Origin of the sequence: Pseudoduganella aquatica (assembly GCF_009857595.1) — a bacterium.
Lineage (GTDB): Bacteria > Pseudomonadota > Gammaproteobacteria > Burkholderiales > Burkholderiaceae_D > Rugamonas > Rugamonas aquatica_A.
Genome location: NZ_WWCU01000020.1, coordinates 17,735 through 41,454 on the forward strand (window position 1 = coordinate 17,735; position 23,720 = coordinate 41,454).

The following is a 23,720-nucleotide window of genomic DNA, read 5'->3' on the forward strand; positions in this document are numbered from 1 at the left end:
TATATTTTGACGATCTGGCAAGCCGTAGAATGTTTTTGAACGCTCATGCGTTTTTTCAATAAAAACATTCATCCGGAGATCATTTTGAGCCAGTCCGTACCCCGTCCGCGCCGCCGTCTTGCTGCCCACGCTGTCAGCCTTGCCCTCGCCAGCCTTGCCCTTCCAGCCGCCCACGCCGCCGAGCCCGGTCCGCAACCGGAGGCGCTGCCGGCCGACACCGCCCAGGTGATCGTCACCGCGCAAAGCCGCAGCCAGCAGATCCAGAGCGTGCCCATCGCGGTCACCGCCATGTCCGGCCAGCAGCTGAAGGACCAGGGCGCGGCCAATCTGAGCGATATCGATTCCTTCGTGCCCGGCCTGTCGATCGACACCTCCCAGCCGACCCGCCCAAACATCTTCCTGCGCGGCGTGGGCACGCTGGACTTCGGCATCGGCACCGATTCGCCGGTGGGCATTTACACCGATGGCGTGTACACCGGCAAGACCGGCGGTTCGCTGCTCAACTTTAACGACATCAAGCGCATCGAGGTGCTGAAAGGGCCGCAGGGCACCCTGTTCGGCCGCAACGCGGCGGCAGGCGCGATCTCCATCGTCAGCAACGATCCGGTGGGCCGGGTGGAAGGCAGCGGCCTGGTGCGCCTGGGCGAAAACGGCCTGCGCCACGAGGAGCTGATGTACAACACGCCGCTCACCGACAATCTCGCCTTCCGTATTTCCGCAGTGGACCAGGGCAGCCACGGCTGGACCCGCAACGCTTTCGACGGCAGCCGCGCCGGCGGCGACCGTGACAGCGGCGGCCGCGCCGCCCTGCGCTGGCAGGATGACAATACCTCCGCCGTGCTGAGCTGGGAACACGAAAAAATGCGCGGCCCCGGCCCGGCCACGTATTCCGTCACCGGCGGCAAGGTCAACTTCGGCGGCCCGGACGTGTGGACCGCGCCGCTGAATATTCCGCTCAGCAACGACGCCGCCACCAACCGCCAGTCGCGCACCTTCGACGGCGTGACGCTGCGCGTGGAGCGCACGCTGCCGTTCGCCACGCTGACCAGCACCACCGCCTACCGCCATTTCAATACCCAGAACTGGCAGGACATGGACGGCACCTCGAATCCCGCCGCCTACCTGGCTATCGGCAATGTGGAGTCGAACAGCACCTGGCAACAGGAATTCAAGCTCAACGGCCAGAGCGGGCCGCTGGACTGGGTGGCCGGCGCCAGCGCCTTCCGCGAGCGCGCCACGCAAAGGCAGGAGGTGAATGTCACCACCACCTCGCTGGACACGCTGTTCCAGCACGCGGCCGGCCTGTCGCCATACGCCACGCTGACGCAGCTTGCGCAGGGCATAGGCAAGGCCACCGGCAACACGGCGCTGCAAGGCATGAAGCTGACCGGCCTGCCGTGGCAGGAGAGCATCAACGACGTGGGCGGCTACCGCGCCTTCGCTATTTATGGCGACGTGATCTGGCACGCTGCCAACGACACCAATCTGACGCTGGGCGGCCGCTACACGGCGGACCACAAGGCTTTCAACTGGTACAACCCGGCCCGCACCGCCAGCGCGCTGGACGCGCAACTGGCCGCCTTGAACCAGGCCCAGTTCTTCCCCACCGCGACGGCGCTGAAGCTGCTGACCGCGCAGCAGTCCGGCCTGCTGCAAAAGCTGGTGCAGAGCAATGTGCAGTTCAACAATCCGGGCTCGACCAGCGCGCCTTACGCCGTGTCCAAGAGCTGGAGCAACTTCAGCCCGCGCGTCCTGCTCGACAAGCACCTGGGCACGGACCACATGGTGTACGCCTCGTGGAGCAAAGGCTACCAGGCCGGCGGCTTCGACGCGGTGGGCGTGAATGGCCACTACGAGGAAGAACTGGTTACCAGCATGGAGCTGGGGGCCAAGGGTGAATGGCGCGCGGCCGGATTGACCTACGGCGCGGCGCTGTTCCACTACGACTTCACCAATCTGCAAAGCCTGACGCTGGTGCCGAACAGTGCCGCCACCGGCATTCCGTCCTACCAGGTCGCCAACAGCGACCAGGGCGCCACCGGCCTGGACCTGGACGTGCAATGGAAGATCAACCGCACCTGGCGCCTGACCGGCTCGCTGGAATACATCGACCAGACCTATGACAAATACGTCTCGCCAACTGGTGTGAATATCAGCGGCCAGGCGGCGGGCACGCCTTACTTCAGCGCAGCGCTGGGCGCGGCGGCGAAATGGCAGGCTCTGGACGGCAACGCCGATTTCAGCGTGCAATACGGCTACATGGGCAAGCGCCGCTGCAACGACGATACTTACAAGCAGGGCCTGTGCCGCCCCGACAGCGCGGTAGGCGCGGGCAAGGCGCAGGAGCGGGTAGACCTGCGCCTGGGCTGGACGGCGCCGTCCGGCCGCTGGGGAGTGGGGCTGGTGGCGAACAACCTGATGGACAAGCAATATGTCAACGTCAGCACGCTGGGCGAGGCGGTGGGCTCACCCTACGTCTATGTAACGCGGCCGCGTTCGCTGGCGCTGGAACTGCGCGTCAAACTGTGAGGCGGGGATTTTAATGCGCAATAAACTCAAATTGTTGTGGGCCGTGCTGGCCGGCGTTGCCGTTCTACTGCTGTTGCTGATCATGGCGATGCTGGTGAACGTTCTGCGGGTGCCGTCGCTGCCGCCGGTTGGCAAAGTCACCGCCGCCGCGCCTGCGGACTTGGCCGCCGCCAGCGAGCGCTTGGCTGCGGCGGTGCGGATTGCCACCGTGTCCGGCGGCGAAGGCAGCGAAGGCGGCGAAGCAGCGGTGAACCGTTTCCCCGAGCTGCACCGCTTGCTGGAAACCAGCTTTCCGCGTACCCATGCGCAGTTGCGGCGCGAAGTGGTGGACGGGAGCAGCCTGCTGTACACCTGGCAGGGCAGCGACCCTTCCTTGCAGCCGGTACTGCTGACGGCGCACATGGACGTGGTGCCGGTGGAACCCGGCACCGAGGACAAATGGCGCCACGCGCCGTTCGCAGGCGATATCGCGGACGGCTATGTCTGGGGCAGGGGCACGCTGGACATGAAGCATGCGGTCATGGCCACCTTTGAAGGCGTGGAGCATTTGCTGGCGGCCGGTTTCCGTCCCAAGCGGACCATCTTGCTGGCCTTCGGGCACGACGAGGAGCTGGGCGGCCACCACGGCGCCGCGCGCATTGCGGACTTGCTCGAGCAGCGCAAGGTGCGTGCGCGGTTCTCGCTGGACGAGGGCTCCCTGATCGTGGACGGGCTGGTGCCCGGCATGGCGCGCCCGGTGGCGCCCATCGGCCTGTCGGAAAAAGGCTATGTGAGCTTGCAACTGACCGCCACCGCCGCCGGCGGCCACTCGTCCATGCCGCCGCCTTACACGGCGGTGGGGCGTGTCAGCCGGGCGGTGGCGCGCCTGGAGGAGCAGCCCATGGCCGCCAGCCTGGATGGTCCGGGCGGCGCCGGCCTGCTGGCATTGGCGCCGGCGCTGCCTTTCAGCATGCGGGCGGGGCTGGCCAATAGCTGGCTGCTGGAACCGGTCCTGGTGCGGCAGCTGGCTGCCAGCAATACCACCAACGCCATGATACGCACCACCACCGCGCCGACCATGATCTCCGGCGGCGTGAAGGACAACGTGCTGCCTGCCGACGCCAAGGCTGTGGTGAACTTCCGGCTCGCGCCGGGCGACACGGTAGCCAAGGTGCAGGCCCACGTGGTGCAGGCGATTGCGGACCCGCTGGTGAAGGTGGCGGTCGATGGCGCCACGGCGACCGAGGCGTCCCCGGTGGCGGACCGCAATGGCCCCGGCTACCAGTTGATTTCAGCCGCGCTGGCAACGGTGGCGCCGGAAGCCCTGGTGACGCCGGGCCTGGTGGTGGCCGGCACTGACAGCCGCCACTACAGCCGTGTGAGCGACGCCGCCTACCGCTTCCTGCCGGTGCGCATGACGCCGCCCGACATTGCCCGCATCCACGGAACGGACGAACGCATCTCGATTGCCAATTACGGTGAGCTGATCGCGTTCTACCAGTCTTTGATGCGCCTCAGCGCGAAATAGGGCGCGCCTGGCCGTGGCTGCCCTTTAACGGTGGATCACGACCAGCAGCGCCTTGGCCTCGGTCTTGCCCGCGTTGCGGATGGCGTGATCGAGGTCGCCCGGGTAGCGGGCGGTGCCGCCCAGCTTGACCTTCTTCTTGGTGCCGCCCACTTCCAGCTCCATGGAGCCGTGCAGCACCGTCAAATGCTCGGTGGTGCCCGGGTCGTGCGCCTGCGACACCAGCTCGCCGCCCGGCGCCAGCGTCAATTCATACCACTCGTATTTCCCCGCCAGCTCCATCGGCCCCAGGATGCGCATCGTGTAGCCGGCGTGCGCGCCGGGCAGGGTGGGGGTTTCGTGCGCGTCCAGCACGCGTATCGTTTCGACGGTTTTCCCCGGTTCGTCCAGCAGCTCGCCGATCGGCACGCCCAGCGCGTTGGCCAGGCGCCAGGTGATGGCGATGGTGGGATTGGCCTTCTCGCGCTCTATCTGCGACAGCATGGACTTGGACACGCCCGCTATGCGCGACAGGTCTTCCAGTGTCAGCCCGCGCGCCAGGCGCAGGCGTTGCAGGGCGGCGCCGACTTCCGGCGGGGCGTTATTCGTGGAGGCTGCTTTCATGCGTTTTTCATTCTTCGATATAGTGCAAAGTGTTGCAATGTTCAATGGAGTCCGGTAGGATTCGATATATTGAACTTGAGTTCGAAATAGCGGATTCGAGTGGTGCGGTGAAAAAAGTGGAGTAAACTCCAAGACACTCACAGCATAACCCTACACCACCAAAAGAGGAAGATCATGAGCGACCAAGCAAAAAACGCTTTCTACACCGGCCTGCAGCAGAATCTGGACAGCCTGCGCGAGCAAGGCCTGTACAAGCCGGAGCGCGTGATTGCTTCCCGCCAGGGCGCCGAAGTGGTGGCGCAGGACGGCCGCACGCTGATTAATATGTGCGCCAATAATTATCTGGGCCTGTCCGGCGAAGAGTGGGTAGCCCAGGCTTCCATCGCTGCGACCGAAAAATACGGCTACGGCCTGTCCTCGGTGCGCTTCATCTGCGGTACGCAAACGGTGCACAAAGAGCTGGAGCAAGCCATTTCCGCCTTCCTCGGCACCGAAGACACGATCCTGTACGCGGCCGCTTTCGACGCCAACGGCGGCGTGTTCGAGCCCCTGTTCGACGAGAACGACGCCATCATCTCCGACGCGCTGAACCACGCCTCCATCATCGACGGCATCCGCCTGTGCAAGGCCGCTCGCTTCCGCTACGCCCACAACGACATGACCGACCTGGAAAAGCAGCTGCAGGACGCATCCGGCAAACGCAACAAGATCATCGTGACCGACGGCGTGTTCTCCATGGACGGCACCATCGCCCAGCTGGACAAGATCGTGGCGCTGGCCGAGCAGTACGGCGCGCTGGTGATGATCGACGAATGCCACGCCTCCGGCTTCATGGGCAAGACCGGCCGCGGCACGCACGAACACCACAATGTAGTGGGCAAGATCGACATCATCACCGGCACGCTGGGCAAGGCCCTGGGCGGCGCCATGGGCGGCTTCACCTCCGGCCGCAAGGAAGTGATCGACACGCTGCGCCAGAAGTCGCGTCCTTATCTGTTCTCCAACACGCTGGCGCCGTCGATTGCCGGCGCATCGCTGGAAGTGCTCAAGCGCCTGTCCGCGTCCACCGAGCTGCGCGACCGCCTGCACGAAAACACCGCCCACTTCCGCAAGGAGATCGAGCGTATCGGTTTCACCATCAAACCGGGCACCCATCCTGTGGTGCCGGTCATGCTGTTCGACGCGCCCGTGGCGCAGAAGTTCGCTGCACGAATGTATGAGCTGGGCGTTTTGCTCAGCGGCTTCTTCTACCCGGTAGTACCGATGGGCCAGGCCCGCGTCCGTGTGCAGCTCTCCGCCGCCCACACCCGCGAACAGCTGGACACCGTACTCGCAGCATTCGAGCAGGCAGGCCGTGAACTTGGCTTGCTGAAGAACTAAATCATAGAACTGAAAGAACAGCATGGAACGCATCTTAGTAATTGGCGCCAACGGCCAGATCGGCAGTGAACTGGTGGACGCGCTGGCGCAGAAACACGGCGCCCAAAACGTCATCGCCACCGACATCGGCGCCAAGAATGTCTACAACGCAGCGCGCTACCAGGTGCTCAACGTATTGGACAAGGAAGCCCTGGAGACCCTGGTCGCTTCCGAAAACATCACCCAGGTGTACCAGCTGGCGGCCATGCTGTCGGCCACCGGCGAAGCGGCGCCGCTGAAAGCCTGGACGCTGAACATGGACGGCCTGCTGAACATCCTCGAGGTGGCGCGTGTGCGCGGCGAGCAAGGCAAGCCGCTGCGCGTGTTCTGGCCATCCTCGATTGCCGCCTTCGGCCCCAACACGCCTGCGCACGACACGCCGCAGCTGACCGTCATGGACCCGACCACCATCTACGGCATCAGCAAGCTGGCCGGCGAGCGCCTGTGCGAGTACTACTTCCTGAAGTACGGCGTGGACGTGCGCAGCATCCGCTACCCCGGCATCATCAGCTACAAGTCGCCTCCGGGCGGCGGTACCACCGACTACGCCATCGCCATCTTCCACGCGGCGCTGCGCGGCGAGACCTACCAGTGCTTCCTCGGTCCGAAGAGCACGCTGCCGATGATCTATATGCCGGACGCCATCCGCGCCACGGTGGAACTGATGGAAGCGCCTGCTTCGCAGATCAAAGTGCGTTCCTCGTACAATGTGGCCGGCGTGTCGTTCAATCCCGAGCAACTGGCGGAAGCGATCACGCGCGCCGTGCCGGGCTTTAAAATCGAATACAAGCCGGACAGCCGCCAGGCGATTGCCGACACCTGGCCGCACAGCCTGGACGATTGTCACGCGACGGCGGACTGGGGCTGGAGGGCGCGCATCAATACCGAAGAGATGGTCAAGGACATGCTGGCGAACATCGACGTCAGCCTGGGCCAGGCAGCATAAATAGCCAATCAAGCAGGGCACAAGCCTGCGCCACATAAAAAAGAAAGAGACATCCAATGGACATGAGCGTTTTCGACCTGTTTAAAATCGGCATAGGGCCATCCAGTTCCCACACGGTGGGACCGATGGTGGCGGCCCGCCGTTTCCTGGTCGAAGCCGGTTCGCTGGATGACGTGGTGGGCGTGGAAGCCGCGCTGTATGGCTCGCTGGCGCTGACCGGCGTTGGCCACGCCACCGACAAGGCGGTGATCCTGGGCCTGATGGGCGAAACGCCGCAGCATGTGGTCCCCACGCAGGTGGACGCCATGCTGGCTGCGGCCGAGGACAAGAAGGAACTGAAGCTGCTCGGCACGCACGCCGTTCCGTTCACCGCAGCCGCGAATCTGCTGTTCTTCAAAAGCGAAACGCTGCCCGAGCACCCGAACGGCATGCGCTTCACGCTCAAGCGCGCCGACGGAACGATGCTCAGCAAGGTGTACTACTCCATCGGCGGCGGCTTTATCCGCGAAGAGGGCGAAACCGGCGGTATCGCGGGCAAGACGCCGGTTGAAATGCCGTATCCCTTCGACACGATGGCGCAGCTGCTGGAACACGGCAAGCGCACCGGCCTCACCATTCCGCAAATGCTGCGCGCAAATGAGCTGATGCGCGTATCGGAGGAAGAGCTGAACGAAGGCGTGGACCGCATCTGGCAGGTCATGCGCGACTGCATCACGCACGGTCTTGAAACGGCGGGACAGCTGCCGGGCGGCCTGAAAGTAAAGCGCCGCGCGGCCGACCTGTGGCGCCAGGCCAAGGGCGGCGACCGCAGCAACGAATTGCCGCATGACGCCCTGCACCAGGTGAGCCTGTACGCGATGGCGGTCAATGAGGAAAACGCCGCCGGCGGCCGCGTTGTGACGGCGCCGACCAATGGCGCGGCGGGCATTATCCCCGCAGTGCTGCGCTACTACGCCGAGGATTGCCACCCCAGCGACCCGGTAAAAGGCGTGCGCGAATTCATGCTGACGGCGGCCGCCATCGGCATGCTGTGCAAGCGCAACGCATCGATCTCGGGTGCGGAAATCGGTTGCCAGGGCGAAGTGGGAGTGGCTTGTGCCATGGCTGCGGCGGGCCTGGTGGCCGCGCTGGGCGGCAGCAATCTGCAGATCGAGAACGCGGCGGAAATCGGCATCGAGCACCACCTCGGCATGACGTGCGATCCTATCGGCGGGCTGGTGCAGATTCCCTGCATCGAGCGCAACGGCATGGGCGCGGTCAAGGCCATTACCGCCGCGTCGCTGGCGCTGAAAGGCGACGGCACCCATTTCGTCAGCCTGGACGAAGTGATCGAAACCATGCGCCAGACCGGCGCGGACATGCAGGCCAAATACAAGGAAACCTCGCTAGGCGGCCTCGCCATCCACGTGGTGACCGTCAACCACGCGGCCTGCTGACAATGCGGGGGCGCCTGGCGAAGCCCGAGAGCAGCGCCAGGCCGGTGAGCATCAGCGCCCATTGGCCGGGCTCCGGCACCATGGCGACTGCGAAACTGTCCAGCATGGCCGCGTCGTTGAAGCGCATGGTCAGTGTATGCGACGAATCCACCACGCCGCCGCAGCATACGTTCGCATCCAGGTAAGCTCCGACATAGAAGGTCTGGCCGGGGTTGAGCATGTACGACACCGTGGTGGTCACGGAACCGGTGTCATACAGGAACCTCTGGTCGCGCGCAAAGATCTCGGGCAGGTTCGCGCAGCCCGGTCCCGATGCGGTTCGCAGGATGGGGCAACTGCTGCCGCTTTGTGCATTCAGGTTGTAGTCGAAGGTGTAGCCCTCGGTGTCGAACAGGCTCACCGCGAAGAACGAGTGGTTGTAGCCGGCTCCCGAAACGGCAGGCGAAAACTGCGAGTCCAGCGTTACGCTCACCGTCAGTTCGAATGGCGTCGCGCCGGTGTAGCGGTAACCTTGCACGCCCCAAATGTTGGCGTCGGCCATGGACGTGTCGCCATTCGGCGCGGCTGGTACATAGTTCGGGTTGCTGGACGCGTAGGTTTTCAGGATCGGCAAGTATGCGCCCGGGTCCGCTACCGCCAGCGACCAGGCTTCGCCGCGCGCGCTGGTGGCGCTGGAACTGGCGCCGCCCGGCCAGTGCGTGGTGGAGCCGTTGAGCGTTGGGTTGACGGGATTGCACCGCGACATGTCCGCCCTGTAGCGGCAGTCCCAGGTCGAGGAGTAGCCGTCTGCGGCAAAACTGGTTTGGGTGGGGGTAGCGTGTACTGGAGCAATGCCCAGTACGCTCAACAGGGGAAGTGCCAAGAGTTGACGGCGCATGCATGCCTCCAGATGTAAAAATGACATCAAACTTCGACGGCGGATTCTAGCATCTTGGCTACAAGCATGGCTGTATTCCCAATAAAACTGGCCTTTCTTGCAACACTACTATGATGAAAGCTGCCCCTGGTATCTGCCGACGAGACGTCCGTGCAGTAGCTCGCGCTCGGCCCCGGGCGGGAAAAGGTAGCTGATTTCGCCCGCGACGATGGTGGCGGCCGGGGCTCCTTCGCGGAACAGGATGCGGTTGCCAGCCACCGCGGGCACCTTGATGCCGGGCAGGAGCGTGCCGCACAGATTGAGCGGATCGACACCGGAAATGCACACGAGGCTGCCGCCGTGCGGACGGCGCCGCACTTCACGCAGCAGGGGAATGGCTTCGGGCAGGGCGAATTGCTCGCCCGAATAGCCCGCTACGAAGCGCCCGCCGCGAATCTCCCCACGGGCTTCGAGCCGGTGGTAGACCGGCAGCAGCTCCCGCCACGACGGTAGCCATGCCGCTTCACGCTCCAGCAAGCGCCAGAACATCACCCCGTAGCGGCGCAGCAGCGTCATGGCGACGTGCTCCAGCGTGGCCGGATCGGTGCGCGGCTTGCGGGCTGGTTTGCCGGATGCCGGGGCCGGAACTGGCGGGCTGGCCGGTTCGGCACTGCCGCGCCGCACCAGCGCCCATCGTCCGGCTTCTTCCATGGTGGGACCGGCGCCACGGCGGCGGCGCTTGTCGTTGCTGGCGCGCTTGGATGCGGGCAGCAGCATGGCGCGCATGCCGGCAAAGCTGTCCGCATTGACCAGGCCTGTTGCCACCAGCTCGCCCAGCGCATTCTCCAGTTCCACCGGCAGCATGCGCACGTCGTGCTGCAATTCGTCGAAGAACATGGCGCCGTGGCGCTGCAGCAGCGCCAGCACGTCGGCGGCGCGCGGGGAGATTTCGGGCGCGCCCGTATCGGGGGCCAGCTCGTGCCATAACGCGGTCTGCCTGCGCGGCAGCAGCACGATGGGCGTGCTGCGCACAGGGCCGCTGGCCGCCGAGCGCGGGGCGCCCACGCGGGTCCAGACCGTTTTGCCCGCGCGGCACAGGTCGTCCAGCCACAGGATGGAGTAGTCGCGCATCCTCAGCGCCAGCAGGTCGCTTTCCCAGGCGCCCGCAGCGGCCTCGTAGCCTTCGAGCTGGGCCAGGACTTGCGGCAGCGCCTCCTGGCCTTGCAACTGCGTGTCTTCCGTGAGGTGCTGCCAGTCGAACAGGAAACGCATGAAGTCCTGCTGTTCGACGGGCTCGATCTCGCGCCGCAGGCGTTTGATGGTGTAGCGGTGGATGCGGGCCAGCAGGTGGCGTTCGCACCATTCCTCGTCCGCCACGCCGGGCGTGAAGTGGCCGCGCATGACGTAGCCTTCGCTTTCCAGCTGCGCCAGGGCGATGGCGGCAGTGCTTTCGGACAGCGCCAGCGGCTGGGCGATGGCGGACAGCGGCTGCGGGCCGAAGCCGGTGAGGCGGGCGCGCAGCAGTTCGGTCAGCGCGGCGTCGCGCGTCCAGTCTTCCGCGCCGTTGCCCCGATGGCTGTCGGGGATGGTCAGGACTGGGGATGCCGAGGCGCCGGGGTAGGCCGCTTGCAGGCAGTCCAGGCGCTCCAGCGCGACCCAGATGTCGGCGCCGCCAGCATGCAGGCGGGTGGCGCGGCCTTGCTTGGCCAGCGCGGCGAGCATTGCGGGCCAGCCTTCCTGCCGCAGCGCTTCCTCGTTGCTCAGGCAGGCCAGGGCCACCAGTGCTTCCTGCAGTTCGTCCTCGTTGCGCGCGGTGGGCCAGGCTTCATCGGCCACGCCGGCGATGGCGTCCGCGTCGAGCGCTCCCAGATCGCCGGCGGAGGCGGGATCGGTCCAGCGGCGCGCCATCACGGCCTGCGTGCGGCGCTCTTCCAGCGGCGCGTCGTCGAGGAAGGCGTAGGGACGCGCGTTGAGGATTTCCATGGCGAGCGGCGAGGGCGCGGGCAGGTCGCGCTCGATGAGCTTTACTTCGCCCGCCTCCATGCGCCGCAGCAGCGCCAGCCAGCCTTCGCTGTCCATTGCGTCGTGCAGGCAGTCGTCCAGGGTCTGGTCCACCAGCGGGTGGCTGGGCAGCTCGCGCTCGCCGACGATGTTTTCCAGGCAGGCCGCCTGGTCCGGGAATACGGATGCGAGCAGGTCGTCGCTTTTCATTCGCTGCAGCTGCGGCGCGACTTTGCGGCCGCCGGTGAAGCGCGGCAGGGCCAGCGCGGTGGTGGCGTTCCAGCGCCAGCGCACATTGAACAGCGGCGCGTCCAGCAAGGCTTGCACAAGTATCGGCTCGGCGGTGGCCGAACGCAGATAGCGCCAGACTTCGTCCAGCGGGAAGCTGTGGCTGGTGGATAGGGAGAGGATGATGGCGTCCTCGGTGGCTGCCGCCTGAAGCTCGAAGTTGAAGGTGCGGCAGAAGCGCTTGCGCAGCGCGAGCCCCCAGGCGCGGTTCACGCGGCTGCCGTAGGGCGAGTGGATGACCAGCTGCATGCCGCCCGACTCGTCGAAGAAACGCTCCATCACCAGCGTGTCCTGCGTCGGCAGCTCGCCCAGGGAGGCGCGCGCGACCGCCAGATAGTCCACGATCTGGCGCGCGGCGGCATCGTGCATGCCCAGATGTTCCTCCAGCCAGGCCACGGCGCGGTCCAACGCCAAGGCTCCATCCCCGCCAGCCTCGCCATCCGCATTGGCCGGCCCCGCCAACTGCCTGCCTATCTCGCCGCGCAGCCGCGCCACGCCGGCTGACAGCTCATCGCTTCGGCCGGGCGCCTCGCCCAGCCAGAACGGGATATTGGGCGCCGCGCCGTGCGCATCCTCCACTCGCACTTTGCCCGCCTCGATCCTGATTATGCGGTAGGAGGTATTCCCAAGCTGGAAAACGTCCCCCGCCAGGCTCTCGACCGCGAAGTCCTCATTGACGGTGCCCACGGATTGCCCCTGCGGCTCAAGCAGCACGGTGTAGTCCGCGTTGTCCGGTATGGTGCCGCCCGATGTGACGGCGGCCAGCTTGCCGCCGCGCCGCCCGCGCAGCGAACGGCTGGCCGCGTCGCGGTGCAGATACGAGCCGCGCGCGCCGTTGCGCGTGGTATAGCCCTCGGCCAGCATGCGCAGCACCTCGTCGTAGCGGCTGCGCTCCAGCTGCGCGTAGGGCTGCGCGCGGCGCACCAGCGCAAACAGCTCGTCCTCGCCCCATTCCCGGCTCGCCACCTCGGCCACGATCTGCTGCGCCAGCACGTCCAGCGGCGCCACCGGTATGCGCAGCGCATCGAGTTCTCCGCGCCGCACGCAGTCGAGCAAGGCCGCGCATTCAATCAGGTCGTCGCGCGACGTCGGGAACAAGCGGCCCTTGGGCACGCCGCCCACATGGTGGCCGGAGCGCCCCACGCGCTGCAGCAGTGCCGCGATATTGCGCGGCGAACCCACCTGGCACACCAGGTCCACGTCGCCTATGTCTATGCCCAGCTCCAGCGATGCGGTGGCGATCAGCACCCGCAGCTCGCCGTTCTTGAGGCGCTGTTCGGCGGCCAGGCGGTATTCCTTGGCCAGGCTGCCGTGGTGTGCGGCCACATGTTCCGCGCCGAGCCGGTCGCCCAGGTGGCGCGCAATGCGCTCGGACAGGCGGCGCGTGTTGACGAAAATGAGGGTGGTCCGGTGCAGCACCACCAGTTCGGCCATGCGGTCGTAAACGCGGTCCCACACCTCGTTCGCCATCACGGCTTCCAGCGGCACTGGCGGCAGCTCCAGCGCGAGGTCGCGCGCCCGAACGTGGCCCACGTCCACTACGGCGCATTCGGCGCCGCCGGCTTTGCCACCGCCTCCGACCAGGAAATCCGCAACGGCGGACAAGGGCTTCTGCGTTGCCGACAAACCTACCCGCACAGGCGGCTGCGCGCACAAGGCGTCCAGCCGTTCCAGGCTGAGGGCAAGATGGCTGCCCCGCTTGCCGCCCGCTACGGCGTGGATCTCGTCCACGATCACGGTGCGCACGCTGGCCAGCATGGCGCGCCCGCTGTCCGACCCGAGCAACACATACAGCGATTCGGGCGTGGTGACGAGAATGTGCGGCGCCCGCTTGCGCATGGCGTTGCGTTCGGCCTGCGTGGTGTCGCCGGTGCGCACGGCGGCGCGGATGCCGTGCGGCGGCATGCCCATGGCCGCCAGTTGCCCGCCTATGCCTTCGAGCGGCGCCTCCAGGTTCAGGCGGATATCGTTCGATAGCGCCTTCAGCGGCGACACGTACAGCACCCGGGTTTCATCCGGCAGCGGCCCCGCGCTGCTTTCGCGCACCAGCGCGTCGATGGCGGCCAGGAAGGCGGTCAGCGTCTTGCCCGAGCCGGTGGGGGCGGCCACCAGCGTGGGCCGGCCGGACTGGATCAGCGGCCAGGCGCGCAGCTGCGCCTCGGTGGCGGCCGGAAAGGCCGCGCCGAACCACGCCGCCACGGCGGGGTGGAAATCTCCGGCAAAAGTGCTCAGGGGCGCGCGCTTGTTCATGGAATCGGGCCGCATTCGGCTGCAAAAACCGATCATAGCAGATGGTCTTTTTGCCAAGCGCCCGCTGAGCCGCCTATATTCGAAATATACATAAAACAATGCGATATAACACCGATACCCGAGCCGCACTATAATAGACGCTCGATTTCGCACGCCAACCGGACTTTCTCATCTATGCAATATGTGTCTACCCGCGCCGCAGCGTCGGCCGCATCGCAGTCTCCACAACAGTTCTCCGATATCCTGCTGGGCGGCCTCGCCCCCGACGGCGGCCTGTATCTGCCCACCGAATACCCGCAAGTGACGGGCGCCGAGCTGGATGCATGGCGCAAGCTGTCCTATGCGGAACTGGCTTTCGAGATCCTGAAGAAGTTCGCCACCGACATTCCGGAAGCGGACCTGAAGGCGCTCACCGCCAAGACCTATACCGCCGATGTGTACCGCAACGCGCGCGAAGGCGAAGCCGCTGCCGACATCACGCCGCTGCGCGTGCTGGAAGAGTCCAAGGGCAAGAAGCTGGTGCTGCAGGCGCTGTCGAACGGTCCCACGCTGGCCTTCAAGGACATGGCCATGCAATTGCTGGGCAACCTGTTTGAATACGCGCTGGCCAAGAAGGACGCTGAACTGAACATTTTCGGCGCCACCTCGGGCGACACCGGCAGCGCCGCCGAATACGCCATGCGCGGCAAGAAGGGCATCCGCGTCTTCATGCTGTCGCCGCACAAGAAGATGAGCGCCTTCCAGACCGCGCAGATGTTCAGCCTGCAGGATCCGAACATCCTCAACATCGCCGTCGAAGGCGTGTTCGACGACTGCCAGGACATGGTCAAAGCCGTCTCCAACGACCTGCCGTTCAAGGCCAAACAGAAGATCGGCACCGTCAACTCCATCAACTGGGCGCGCGTCGTGGCGCAGGTGGTGTACTACTTCCGCGGCTACCTGGCCGCCACCACCAGCAACGACCAGAAAGTGTCGTTCACCGTCCCGTCTGGCAATTTCGGCAATATCTGCGCCGGCCATATCGCCCGCATGATGGGCCTGCCGATCGCGAAACTGGTGGCCGCCACCAATGAAAACGACGTGCTGGACGAGTTCTTCCGCACCGGCGTGTACCGCGTGCGCAAGTCCGCCGAGACCTACCACACCAGCAGCCCGTCGATGGACATTTCCAAGGCCTCCAACTTCGAGCGCTTCATCTACGACCTGGTGGGCCGCGACGCGGAGCGCACGCGCGCGCTGTTCACCAAGGTGGAAACCCACGGCGGCTTCGACCTGTCCGGCTACCCCGGCAGCGACGGCGACGAGTTCACCAAGGTGGCGCAGTACGGCTTCAAGTCCGGCAAGTCCACCCACCAGGACCGCCTCGACACCATCCGCGACGTGGCCGACGACTATGGCATCGTGATCGACACCCACACCGCCGACGGCATCAAGGTGGCGCGCGAGAACCTGGAGCCGGGCGTGACCATGATCGTGCTGGAAACGGCGCTGGCGGCCAAGTTCAACGAAACCATTCTGGAAGCGCTGGGCGAGGACGCCGAGCGTCCGGCCGGTTTCGAGAACATCGAAGCGCTGCCGCAGCGTTTCGTCGTCATGTCGTCCGACGTGGCGAAGATGAAGGATTACATCGCCACCAACACGGGACTGTAAGCCATGAAACCTCTCATGCCGGTGCGCGAGGCGCTGGACTTCATGCTGGCCGCCGCGCGTCCCGTGGCGGAGGTTGAAACGCTGTCCACGCTGGCGGCCAATGGCCGCGTGCTGGCGCAGGCTCAGGTGTCCGGCATGAACGTGCCGACGCACGACAACACCCAGATGGACGGCTACGCCGTGCGCGCAGCCGACTGCGCCAGCGGCGCGGCCACGCTGACGGTGTCGCAGCGGATTCCGGCCGGCCATGTCGGCCAGCCGCTGTTGCCCGGCACGGCGGCGCGCATCTTCACCGGCGCCCTGATCCCCGAGGGCGCGGACGCGGTGGTGATGCAGGAGCAGTGCGAACTGGCCGGCACCGTTGTCACCGTCAAGCACGCGCCCAAGCCGGGTGAGTGGATACGCCGCGCGGGCGAGGACATTACCAGCGGCAGCGTGATACTGCCGGCAGGCACGCGCCTGCGCAGCCAGGAGCTGGGCCTGGCCGCATCGGTCGGCCTGGCCGAACTGCCGGTGCGGCGCAAGCTGCGCGTGGCCGTGTTCTTCACCGGCGACGAACTGGCCATGCCGGGCGAGCCGCTGGCGCCCGGCGCCATCTACAACTCCAACCGTTTCACGATCCGCGCGCTGCTGGAAAACCTGGGCTGCGAGATCAGCGACTTCGGCATCGTGCCGGACTCGCTGGACGCCACCCGCTCGGTGCTGCGCGAGGCCGCCGAGGGCAATGACCTGATCATCACCTCCGGTGGCGTGTCCGTCGGCGAGGAAGACCATATCAAGCCTGCGGTGGAGGCGGAGGGCAAGCTGAATATGTGGCAGATCGCCGTCAAGCCGGGCAAGCCGCTGGCCTTCGGCGAAGTGAAGGACGCTTTCTTCCTTGGACTGCCGGGCAATCCGGTGTCGAGCTTTGTCACCTTCCTGCTGTTCGTGCGGCCGTTTATCCTGCGCCTGCAAGGCGTGGGCGACCCGGCCGCGCTGGCGCCCAAGGCCTACCAGCTGCGCGCCGACTTCAACTGGCCGAAGGCCGACCGCCGCAATGAGTTCCTGCGCGCGCGGCTGAACCAGCAGGGCGGGCTGGAGCTGTTCAGCAACCAGAGCTCCGGCGTGCTGACGTCCACCGTCTGGGGCGATGGGCTGATAGACAATCCGCCCGGCCAGGCCATCCAGGCTGGCGACGTCGTGCGCTTTATTCCGTTTTCCGAATTGGTTTGACGATATGAATGTAACGCTGAAATTCTTCGCCAGTGTGCGCGAAGCGGTGGGTACTTCCACCGAAGTGCTGGAATTGCCGGCAGGCGTGGCGACGGTGGCGGCGATACGCGCGCTGCTCGTCGCGCGCGGCGGCGCCTGGGCGCAGGCGCTGGGCGAGGGCCGTGCCTTGCGCATGGCCTGCAATCAGGTGATGTGCCAGCCGGAGACTGCGGTGCAGGATGGTGCGGAGGTGGCGTTCTTTCCGCCGGTGACTGGCGGTTGATGTTTGGCGGGTTACGCGCTGCGCGCTAACCCGCCCTACGAAATGTCAATGCCGCAGGCCGTAGGGCGGGTTAGCCGTAGGCGTAACCCGCCAGTTCGCCTCTAAGGCTGCTTGGCGTTTTTGCCCACCGCATCGCAAGCCGCGCATTCCAGGCCCTTGCGGTAGCGCCGGAACTGCGTGAACACAAAAATCCCGGCAGCAATCGCGGCCCACAAGGCCGCGCTCAGGAAGTCCGCCGTTGCGGTCGATCCCTTCACGTATTCCACGATCGCCAGGATGGCGAACAGCGGCACCGCCGCCAGCAAATACCGCTTGATCCAGAATGCTGCGCCCATGACTGCCTCCCAAATTGGTCTATGCGTGCCAGTATGCCCTAGAATGCCGGATTGCCTCAATATTTCACCCGGATTCCCCATGCAGTCTCAGAATAAAAATAGCTTCCGCGTCGCCGTCATCGGCGGCGGACCGGCCGGCCTGATGGCCGCGCAGACGCTGGCCCAGCACGCCGCCGCCAACAGTACCTTGCAGGTCGACGTCTACGACGCCATGCCTTCGGTGGGCCGCAAATTCCTGCTCGCCGGCCGCGGAGGCATGAACATCACCCACGCCGAACCATACGAGACTTTCGTCACGCGCTACGGCAAGCGCGCCGCCGAGCTGCGTCCCATGCTGGATGCATTCGGCCCGCAGCACGTGCGCGACTGGGTGCGTGGCCTGGGCATAGAAACCTTTGTCGGTACTTCGGGCCGCGTGTTCCCAACCGAGATGAAGGCTGCGCCACTGCTGCGCGCCTGGCTGCACCGCCTGCGCGAGCTGGGCGTGCAGTTCCACCAGCGGCACCGCTGGACCGGCTGGCGCGCGGACGGTGCGCTGCTGCTCGATACGCCCGACGGCGAACTGGCCGTGCAGGCCGACGCCACCATTCTGGCGCTGGGCGGGGCCAGCTGGGCACGTCTGGGCTCGGACGGTGCGTGGGTGCCGGTGCTGGAGGGGCAGGGTGTGGAAGTGGCGCCGCTGGTGGCCGCCAATTGCGGCTTCGACGTGGACTGGAGCGCGCATTTCAGCGCAAAGCATGCGGGCGAGCCGCTGACTACCGTGGCCATTACTTCCACCGGCGCGGACGGACTGCCGTTCCGCAAACAGGGGCAGTTTGTGGTGACGGCGAGCGGGGTCGAGGGCAGCCTGATTTATGCGCTGTCCGCAGCCTTGCGCGATCAGATCGCGGCCGATGGCAGCGCGGTGATTTACCTGGATCTGCTGCCGGACCTGAGCGCCGAGCGGGTGCTGGATGAGCTCAGCCGGCCGCGCGGTTCGCGTTCCATGGCCAGCCATCTGCAAAGCCGTTTGGGCATCAAGGGCGTAAAGGCGGGGTTGCTGCGAGAATGCGCCAGCGCGGAGCAGTATGCAGATCCTGCGCGTTTGGCGGAAGTGCTGAAGATGCTGCCGGTGCGCCTGCGTGCGCCCAGGCCGGTGGACGAGGCCATCAGCACCGGCGGCGGCGTGCGGTTTGAGGCCATGCAGGGGATGATGCTGGCGGCGAAGCCGGGTGTGTTTGTGGCGGGGGAGATGGTGGATTGGGAGGCGCCCACCGGCGGGTATCTGCTGACGGCTTGCCTGGCGAGCGGGCAGGAGGCGGGCGAGGATGTGCTGCGCTGGCTCGCTCGGCCGCCTCAATGATCCCAGCTTACTTCGCCTGACCCGGTGCGGCTCACGTTGCGGTTGTCCGGGTTGCCGAACACGCGGATGTCGCCGCTGCCGTTCAGCGTGAGCTCGGCCGATTTGCGGGCAAACACATTGGTGGTGCCCGAGCCGCGCAGACTCACTACCACCTGATCCGACGCGAGATGCTGCGCATCCAGGTCGCCCGAACCGGACAGCTCGGCGTTCAGGGTCTTGCAGCTGCCGCTGCTCTTGATCTGGCCCGAGCCCACCATCTCCAGCGTCACAATCTCGCTGGCGCCGGTGTTCAGCGTCAGGTCGCCGCTGCCATGCACCCCGGCTTCGACTTTCTTGAAGCGGCCGTTGAAATTCAGATTGCCCGGCCCGTGTATCTGCACCGACAGCTTCTCGCCGCTAAAACCGTTCACCGTGCTGTCGCCGCTGCCATGCACTTCGATACCGGACAGCGATGGCAGCACCAGCTCCACCTGCAAGGGGCGGCGATGGTGGAACAGCATGCCCTTGGTGCCGATGTGCAGCGTGTCGCCTTCCTGCTCGGTCTCCACGTTGCCCAGCAGGCGCTGCTCGCCGCGCACTTTGAGGGAGGGTTTATCGCCCTGGCGCAGGGTCAGGTCTATCGGTCCGCTCAGCTCCACCGACGTGATGCCGTTGCCGATGTCGCGCGTTTCGCTGGCCGGCGCGCGGCCTTGCGCGCTGGAGGGGTTGGTGGCGCCGTGCGCCCGCAGCATGCTGTAGGAAATGGCGATCAGCACGCACGCCATCAGGAACATGCTGATACCGACTTTGAACAAGGCTTTCATGTTTTGCTCCCGTCCGCCTTAGCGGCCCCGCAACAGGGAAAAGTTCATCTGGATGTAGCGCTTGACGCCCATGATGGTGTACTTGGTGACTACCAGGCTGATCAGGCTTAGCAGGATGCCGACGATCACCAGCGTCATGCCCAGCACCGACTGGGTGGTGCGCGATTCGCCGTCCAGCTCCGTGGTGATGTGCACCGTGCTGCTGGCCATGCGCTCGGCTTTCTCGATAATCTTGCCGGAGCGGCTGCTGGAGCCGTCGCCGTTGTCCTGGTCTTCGCCGGCGTTGTCGGCGGTAGGCGGAGCATTGTAGCCGTCCATTGGTTCCTGGTAGACCTGGATGCCGTCGTGGCCGATGGCGACTTTGGTCTGGGTGCGCTGGCCGTCGTGATCGTCGTGGTCGAACTGGATCATCTCGCGCAGAGGGCCGTCCAGCACCAGTTCATTGGTGCCCGACAGGCCGCTGGCGGTGATCACGATGCCGCTCAGGTAGAAGGCGAAGGCGCACACGTAGATGGTGCCCAGCAGCGCGGCGTAGACCATGGCCGGCACCACCATGAACAGGTTGAAGATGGCCAGGCCGACCAGCGACACGGCCATCCGCGCGGCATTGACCGGGGTTTTCTTCTGCTCGAAGGCGGACATGTGGACGTTGGCGCGCAGCGTCATCGCGATTTTGCGCGGCTCGCCCAGCTCGGAGGCGATCTCCTGCTCGGTGCGTCCGCTCATCACGCCGTCGACAAAGCGCTGCTCGTAGTAGGCCAGCGTCTTGGCGATCGTCTCCGGCGGGAGTCCCGCCAGGGCCTTGTGCAGCGCGTCCAGGTAGGCCTGCTTATCCATTAAAAACTCCTGCGGTTAAAACGCGGCGTGTTGCGACAGGGAAATTGCCATGCCGGCATGTTCGTTCAGCACGATGATGACCGTGCTGGCGGCTACCAACGCCACGATTGCCAGGGTTTTCAAAGTCAGTCCGATTGTCATTTCCTGCTCCATATTGAGTCACTACCGATGATGCAACTGTACGCAAACGAACTTGTACAGACCACTGGTGTGCGACAGGATGCATAAATGACGGGGCAGACGACGCAATGCGGGGATAGCCGGGGACTGGCTTCAAATCAGGCATGTTTGCTGGCGAGCAAGGTTTTGGCGGCTGCCACGCCGCTGCGCACGGCGCTTTCCAGCGTGGCGGGGTAGTCGCCTGCGGTGTAGTCGCCCGCCAGGTACAGGCCGGCCAGGCTGCTCTGGCCGGGCAGGGCGTTGGCCGGGCGGGCCAGGCCGGGGCTGCAGGCATAGGTGGCGCGCTTTTCGGTGATGACGCGGCTCCAGGACGGCTGCGCCAGTTCCGGGCGGCGCAGCACGGCGGCCAGTTGCGCGGCGATGGCCGCGCTCAGCGCTGCCTGGCCCAGCTCCGCCGCCGCGCCGGAGGCGCTGATGACGACTGCCAGCAGGCCAGCCTGCTTCGCGTCCAGCTGGCCGCGGTCGAAGACGAACTGGCCCCAGTGCCCGGTGGCCGGGTTGTCCAGCAGGGCGTAAAACGGAATATCGAGCCGCACATCGGCGCCGTATTGCAGATAGCAGGTGGTGATGGCTTCCGGTGTGAACGCTTCCAGCTGCGTTGCCAGCTGCTCGCCCGCCGCGTCCAGCTGCAAGGTACGCAGCAGGGCGGTGGTTGCGGGCGCGCCATGGGCCAGGACGACAGCGTCGAATTCGGCGGTCCAGGGCGCGCCGCGTGGGGACTGGGCGGCGCCGGCGGGCGCGCCGCCAAGCGCGCTGCCGGTAGCGGTGAGCTGCCAGCGCTGGCCGGGCAGGGGCGCCAGGCCGGTGACTTTGGCGCCGGTGTGCACAGCGCCGCCGTGACGCGCGATGCAGGCGGCTGCGGCGTCTGGGAACAGGGCGCTCAGGTCGGCGCGGGGTATCAGCATGTCGGACGCTTTGCGGCGCGAGCCCAGGCTGTCGCGCAGCACGTTCAGGAATACCTGCGCCGAGGCGCGCTCGGTGGGGGTGTTCAGCGCGGCGAGGCACAGCGGGCGCCACATGAGCTGGATCAGGCGCGGCGTCTGGTCGAAGCGCGCCAGCAGTTCGTCCACGCTGCAATCGGTGTTCAGGCGCCAGTCCATCCAGCGCGCCGTGGTGGAAAAGCGCGCCAGCGCCATCTTGTCCTCGCGTGCGAGGCCGGATGCGCGCAGCAGCGCGCCCAGGAGATGCAGCGGCGCGGGCAGGCGTGGCGCCAGGAAGTCCATGCCGCCAGCGCCGGGCGCATAGCGCATCTGCAGCGGCAGCGACAGCACGGCGGACTGGATGTCCACGCCGGCCAGTTTCATCACGCGCAGCGATTCGGAATACGCGCCCAGCATGATGTGCTGGCCGTTGTCCAGCTGCCGTCCATCCAGCTCCACGCGGCGCGCGCGGCCGCCCAGGGTGCGCGCGGACTCCAGCAGCGTCACATCGCAGCCGGCGCGCGCCAGCTCCACGGCCGCTGCGCATCCAGCCCAGCCGCCACCGGCGACGGCAACCCTGCGCGCCTTCACTTTTTACCCACGGATGTAGGTTTTCCAGGCCAGCCACAGCTTGCGCAGCGGCGTCAGCGAGATGCGCTGGGTCAGCACATGGTAGCCGTCGTTCTCGATCTCCGTCAGCAGGGTGCGGTAGATGGCCGCCATCATCAGGCCGGGGCGCTGGGCGCGGCGGTCTTCTTTCGGCAGCAAGGCGAATGCCTCGTCGTATGCCTTTTGCGCGCGGGCGATCTGGAACTTCATCAGGTTCTCGAAGTTCTCGCTATGGCGCGCATTGAGCAGGTCGGCGGCGGTCACGTTGAACTGCTGCAGCTCGTTCACCGGCAGGTAGATGCGGCCTTTGCGCGCGTCTTCGCCCACGTCGCGGATGATGTTGGTCAGCTGGAAGGCATGGCCCAGCTTCTCGGCGAACTGCAAGGTCTGCGGATTGCTCATGCCGAAAATGCTGGCCGACAGGATGCCGACCACGCTGGCCACGTGCCAGCAATATTTGGACATGCCCACGTAATCAAGGTAGCGGGTCTGGTTCAGGTCCATCTCCATGCCATCGATAATGGCCTGCAGATGCTCCTGCTTCAGATTGTAGGTGGCCAGGTGCGGCTGCAATGCCTGCGTGACCGGGTGCGCCTGCTTGCCCTCGTACATGCCGGAGATCTCCTTGCGCCACCAGGCCAGCTTCACGCGCGCAACGGATTCGTCGGTGCATTCGTCCACCGTGTCGTCCACTTCGCGGCAGAAAGCGTACAGCGCCATGATGGCGCGGCGCCGTTCCTGCGGCAGGAACAGGAAGCTGTAGTAGAAACTGGACCCGCTGGCGGCGGCTTTTTGCTGGCAGTATTCGTCTGGTGACATGGTCAAAAAAGCAAGGGTGAGGCGATCGAAGCCGCTATTCTAAGGGAAGCGCCGCAGCCGGGGGGCTTTTCATGGCCGCTTTCATGCGCGCCTTCATCCGCAGGCCGCGCCAGATCACCTTCATCCAGTCCTTGCGGGTGAGCTTGGGGCGGCGGCGGAACACGTCGTAGTCCACTTCCTCGATCGACTCCAGGATGCGCAAGCCGCCTTGCACCACCATGCGCAGCTCCAGGCCTATGCGGCCGCGCAGGCGCACGGCCAGCGGCGCGCCGGACAGCATCAGGGCGCGCGCGCGCGTCACCTCGAACTTCATCAGCGCGCGCCACTTGGCGGTGCCGCCGGGGTGGTCCAGCGCGGCGGGCGACACCGCGTAGCGCGCCAGGTCTTCCATGGGCAAATAAATACGCTCTTTATGCAGATCGATGGCCACGTCCTGCAAAAAGTTGATAATCTGTAATGCTGAACAGATGGCGTTCGAATCGCGCACATTGTCCTCGTCCGCCTGGCCGTACAGCGACAGCATCAGCAGGCCGACCGGGTTGGCCGAGCGGGCGCAATAGTCCAGCAGGCTGTCGTAGGTGGCGTAGCGGGTCACGCTCACGTCCTGCTTGAAGGCGGAAAGCAGGTCGCGGAAGGGCCGCAGCGGCAGGTCGTGCTGGGCGATGGTCGCGGCCAGGCGGGTGAACATCGGGTCGGTATGGGCTTCCCCGGCCTCGATGCGGTCCAGCGCCTGCTCGTAGGCGTCCAGCGCGGCCAGGCGCTGTTCGGGCGTGGCGTCGCCTTCGTCGGCGATGTCGTCGGCGCTGCGCGCGAAGGCGTAAATCGCCTCCACCGCCGGCGCCAGGCGGCGCGGCAGCAGGATGGATGCAACGGGGAAGTTCTCGTAATGGTCTACTGACATAGTGGGATATTCAAGTAA

General features: G+C 65.9%; 19 protein-coding genes. 9 read left to right on the plus strand and 10 right to left on the minus strand.

The window, feature by feature from the left end:
* Nucleotides 1-84 precede the first annotated feature (84 nt).
* Together GTP77_RS17480 and GTP77_RS17485 are read left to right on the plus strand one after the other, a co-directional pair.
* Nucleotides 85-2,529 (plus strand): TonB-dependent receptor, encoded by a 2,445-nt coding sequence (locus tag GTP77_RS17480; RefSeq protein WP_161073433.1) that lies wholly within the window; start codon nt 85-87, stop codon nt 2,527-2,529.
* Nucleotides 2,530-2,542: 13 nt separating this feature from the next.
* On the plus strand, nt 2,543-4,036 hold the full coding sequence (locus GTP77_RS17485) for a M20 family peptidase (protein ID WP_161073434.1): 1,494 nt from the start codon (nt 2,543-2,545) through the stop codon (nt 4,034-4,036).
* A gap of 24 nt (nt 4,037-4,060) precedes the next feature.
* Here the strand turns inward: GTP77_RS17485 and GTP77_RS17490 are convergent, their stop codons facing one another.
* A complete protein-coding gene (locus GTP77_RS17490) occupies nt 4,061-4,636 on the minus strand; it encodes a helix-turn-helix domain-containing protein (RefSeq protein ID WP_161073435.1) in 576 nt (191 codons plus the stop codon).
* Nucleotides 4,637-4,810: 174 nt separating this feature from the next.
* Here GTP77_RS17490 and kbl point away from each other — a divergent pair, with 174 nt between their 5' ends.
* The 3 genes from kbl to GTP77_RS17505 are packed head-to-tail and all read left to right on the plus strand — an operon-like array spanning nt 4,811 to nt 8,437.
* On the plus strand, nt 4,811-6,016 hold the full coding sequence (gene kbl / locus GTP77_RS17495) for a glycine C-acetyltransferase (protein WP_161073436.1): 1,206 nt from the start codon (nt 4,811-4,813) through the stop codon (nt 6,014-6,016).
* A gap of 22 nt (nt 6,017-6,038) precedes the next feature.
* On the plus strand, nt 6,039-7,001 hold the full coding sequence (locus GTP77_RS17500) for an NAD-dependent epimerase/dehydratase family protein (RefSeq protein WP_161073437.1): 963 nt from the start codon (nt 6,039-6,041) through the stop codon (nt 6,999-7,001).
* Between the two features lie 56 nt (nt 7,002-7,057).
* Nucleotides 7,058-8,437 carry an L-serine ammonia-lyase gene (locus GTP77_RS17505; RefSeq protein WP_161073438.1) on the plus strand — a complete coding sequence of 460 codons (1,380 nt, stop codon included), beginning with the start codon at nt 7,058-7,060 and terminating at the stop codon, nt 8,435-8,437.
* On the opposite strand, the gene GTP77_RS17510 is transcribed toward GTP77_RS17505, so the two are convergent.
* Both GTP77_RS17510 and GTP77_RS17515 read right to left on the minus strand, forming a co-directional pair.
* Entirely contained in the window at nt 8,418-9,182 is a 765-nt protein-coding gene (locus tag GTP77_RS17510; RefSeq protein ID WP_223149365.1) for a PEP-CTERM sorting domain-containing protein, read from the minus strand. The genes GTP77_RS17505 and GTP77_RS17510 overlap by 20 nt on opposite strands.
* A gap of 240 nt (nt 9,183-9,422) precedes the next feature.
* Complete coding sequence (locus GTP77_RS17515; RefSeq protein WP_229202245.1) at nt 9,423-13,847, minus strand: DEAD/DEAH box helicase; 4,425 nt, start codon at nt 13,845-13,847, stop codon at nt 9,423-9,425.
* Between the two features lie 159 nt (nt 13,848-14,006).
* Here GTP77_RS17515 and thrC point away from each other — a divergent pair, with 159 nt between their 5' ends.
* Genes thrC through moaD form a run of 3 tightly spaced genes read left to right on the plus strand, consistent with a single transcriptional unit; the run spans nt 14,007 to nt 16,956 of the window.
* Entirely contained in the window at nt 14,007-15,482 is a 1,476-nt protein-coding gene (gene thrC / locus GTP77_RS17520; protein WP_161073439.1) for a threonine synthase, read from the plus strand.
* A 3-nt stretch (nt 15,483-15,485) separates the two neighbouring features.
* On the plus strand, nt 15,486-16,694 hold the full coding sequence (locus GTP77_RS17525; protein ID WP_229202246.1) for a molybdopterin molybdotransferase MoeA: 1,209 nt from the start codon (nt 15,486-15,488) through the stop codon (nt 16,692-16,694).
* Nucleotides 16,695-16,698: 4 nt separating this feature from the next.
* Nucleotides 16,699-16,956: a molybdopterin converting factor subunit 1 gene (gene moaD / locus GTP77_RS17530; RefSeq protein WP_161073440.1), complete on the plus strand. Its 258-nt coding sequence runs from the start codon at nt 16,699-16,701 to the stop codon at nt 16,954-16,956.
* 101 nt (nt 16,957-17,057) lie between these two features.
* On the opposite strand, the gene GTP77_RS17535 is transcribed toward moaD, so the two are convergent.
* The gene (locus GTP77_RS17535; protein WP_161073441.1) at nt 17,058-17,291 is read right to left on the minus strand and encodes a hypothetical protein; all 234 of its coding nucleotides are present in this window, start codon (nt 17,289-17,291) and stop codon (nt 17,058-17,060) included.
* 79 nt (nt 17,292-17,370) lie between these two features.
* On the opposite strand from GTP77_RS17535, the gene GTP77_RS17540 reads away from it, so the two are divergent.
* On the plus strand, nt 17,371-18,633 hold the full coding sequence (locus GTP77_RS17540) for a TIGR03862 family flavoprotein (protein WP_161073442.1): 1,263 nt from the start codon (nt 17,371-17,373) through the stop codon (nt 18,631-18,633).
* Here GTP77_RS17540 and GTP77_RS17545 read toward each other — a convergent pair.
* From GTP77_RS17545 to hpnC, 6 genes are all read right to left on the minus strand, one after another.
* The gene (locus GTP77_RS17545) at nt 18,627-19,436 is read right to left on the minus strand and encodes a head GIN domain-containing protein (RefSeq protein WP_161073443.1); all 810 of its coding nucleotides are present in this window, start codon (nt 19,434-19,436) and stop codon (nt 18,627-18,629) included. The two genes, GTP77_RS17540 and GTP77_RS17545, sit on opposite strands and share 7 nt — an antisense overlap.
* An 18-nt stretch (nt 19,437-19,454) precedes the next feature.
* Nucleotides 19,455-20,273 (minus strand): DUF1700 domain-containing protein, encoded by an 819-nt coding sequence (locus GTP77_RS17550; RefSeq protein ID WP_161073444.1) that lies wholly within the window; start codon nt 20,271-20,273, stop codon nt 19,455-19,457.
* 15 nt (nt 20,274-20,288) lie between these two features.
* Nucleotides 20,289-20,414, minus strand: coding sequence for a hypothetical protein (locus GTP77_RS30885; protein WP_260048834.1), 126 nt, complete (start codon nt 20,412-20,414; stop codon nt 20,289-20,291).
* A 137-nt stretch (nt 20,415-20,551) separates the two neighbouring features.
* Nucleotides 20,552-21,964: a hydroxysqualene dehydroxylase HpnE gene (gene hpnE / locus GTP77_RS17555; protein WP_161073445.1), complete on the minus strand. Its 1,413-nt coding sequence runs from the start codon at nt 21,962-21,964 to the stop codon at nt 20,552-20,554.
* Nucleotides 21,965-21,967: 3 nt separating this feature from the next.
* Nucleotides 21,968-22,801 (minus strand): presqualene diphosphate synthase HpnD, encoded by an 834-nt coding sequence (hpnD, locus tag GTP77_RS17560; RefSeq protein WP_161073446.1) that lies wholly within the window; start codon nt 22,799-22,801, stop codon nt 21,968-21,970.
* A gap of 34 nt (nt 22,802-22,835) precedes the next feature.
* Complete coding sequence (hpnC, locus tag GTP77_RS17565; protein WP_161073447.1) at nt 22,836-23,702, minus strand: squalene synthase HpnC; 867 nt, start codon at nt 23,700-23,702, stop codon at nt 22,836-22,838.
* Nucleotides 23,703-23,720: the final 18 nt, after the last annotated feature.

What these genes read in the sequence shown, in the direction of transcription:
- GTP77_RS17510 (WP_223149365.1), bottom strand. Translation starts at nt 9,182, where the DNA reads ATGTCGCGGTGCAATCCCGTCAACCCAACGCTCAACGGCTCCACCACG.
- GTP77_RS30885 (WP_260048834.1), bottom strand. Translation starts at nt 20,414, where the DNA reads ATGACAATCGGACTGACTTTGAAAACCCTGGCAATCGTGGCGTTGGTA.
- GTP77_RS17545 (WP_161073443.1), bottom strand. Translation starts at nt 19,436, where the DNA reads ATGAAAGCCTTGTTCAAAGTCGGTATCAGCATGTTCCTGATGGCGTGC.
- GTP77_RS17500 (WP_161073437.1), top strand. Translation starts at nt 6,039, where the DNA reads ATGGAACGCATCTTAGTAATTGGCGCCAACGGCCAGATCGGCAGTGAA.
- thrC (WP_161073439.1), top strand. Translation starts at nt 14,007, where the DNA reads ATGCAATATGTGTCTACCCGCGCCGCAGCGTCGGCCGCATCGCAGTCT.
- GTP77_RS17525 (WP_229202246.1), top strand. Translation starts at nt 15,486, where the DNA reads ATGAAACCTCTCATGCCGGTGCGCGAGGCGCTGGACTTCATGCTGGCC.
- hpnD (WP_161073446.1), bottom strand. Translation starts at nt 22,801, where the DNA reads ATGTCACCAGACGAATACTGCCAGCAAAAAGCCGCCGCCAGCGGGTCC.
- moaD (WP_161073440.1), top strand. Translation starts at nt 16,699, where the DNA reads ATGAATGTAACGCTGAAATTCTTCGCCAGTGTGCGCGAAGCGGTGGGT.
- hpnC (WP_161073447.1), bottom strand. Translation starts at nt 23,702, where the DNA reads ATGTCAGTAGACCATTACGAGAACTTCCCCGTTGCATCCATCCTGCTG.
- GTP77_RS17490 (WP_161073435.1), bottom strand. Translation starts at nt 4,636, where the DNA reads ATGAAAGCAGCCTCCACGAATAACGCCCCGCCGGAAGTCGGCGCCGCC.
- GTP77_RS17515 (WP_229202245.1), bottom strand. Translation starts at nt 13,847, where the DNA reads ATGCGGCCCGATTCCATGAACAAGCGCGCGCCCCTGAGCACTTTTGCC.
- GTP77_RS17550 (WP_161073444.1), bottom strand. Translation starts at nt 20,273, where the DNA reads ATGGATAAGCAGGCCTACCTGGACGCGCTGCACAAGGCCCTGGCGGGA.
- kbl (WP_161073436.1), top strand. Translation starts at nt 4,811, where the DNA reads ATGAGCGACCAAGCAAAAAACGCTTTCTACACCGGCCTGCAGCAGAAT.
- GTP77_RS17485 (WP_161073434.1), top strand. Translation starts at nt 2,543, where the DNA reads ATGCGCAATAAACTCAAATTGTTGTGGGCCGTGCTGGCCGGCGTTGCC.
- GTP77_RS17540 (WP_161073442.1), top strand. Translation starts at nt 17,371, where the DNA reads ATGCAGTCTCAGAATAAAAATAGCTTCCGCGTCGCCGTCATCGGCGGC.
- GTP77_RS17505 (WP_161073438.1), top strand. Translation starts at nt 7,058, where the DNA reads ATGGACATGAGCGTTTTCGACCTGTTTAAAATCGGCATAGGGCCATCC.
- GTP77_RS17535 (WP_161073441.1), bottom strand. Translation starts at nt 17,291, where the DNA reads ATGGGCGCAGCATTCTGGATCAAGCGGTATTTGCTGGCGGCGGTGCCG.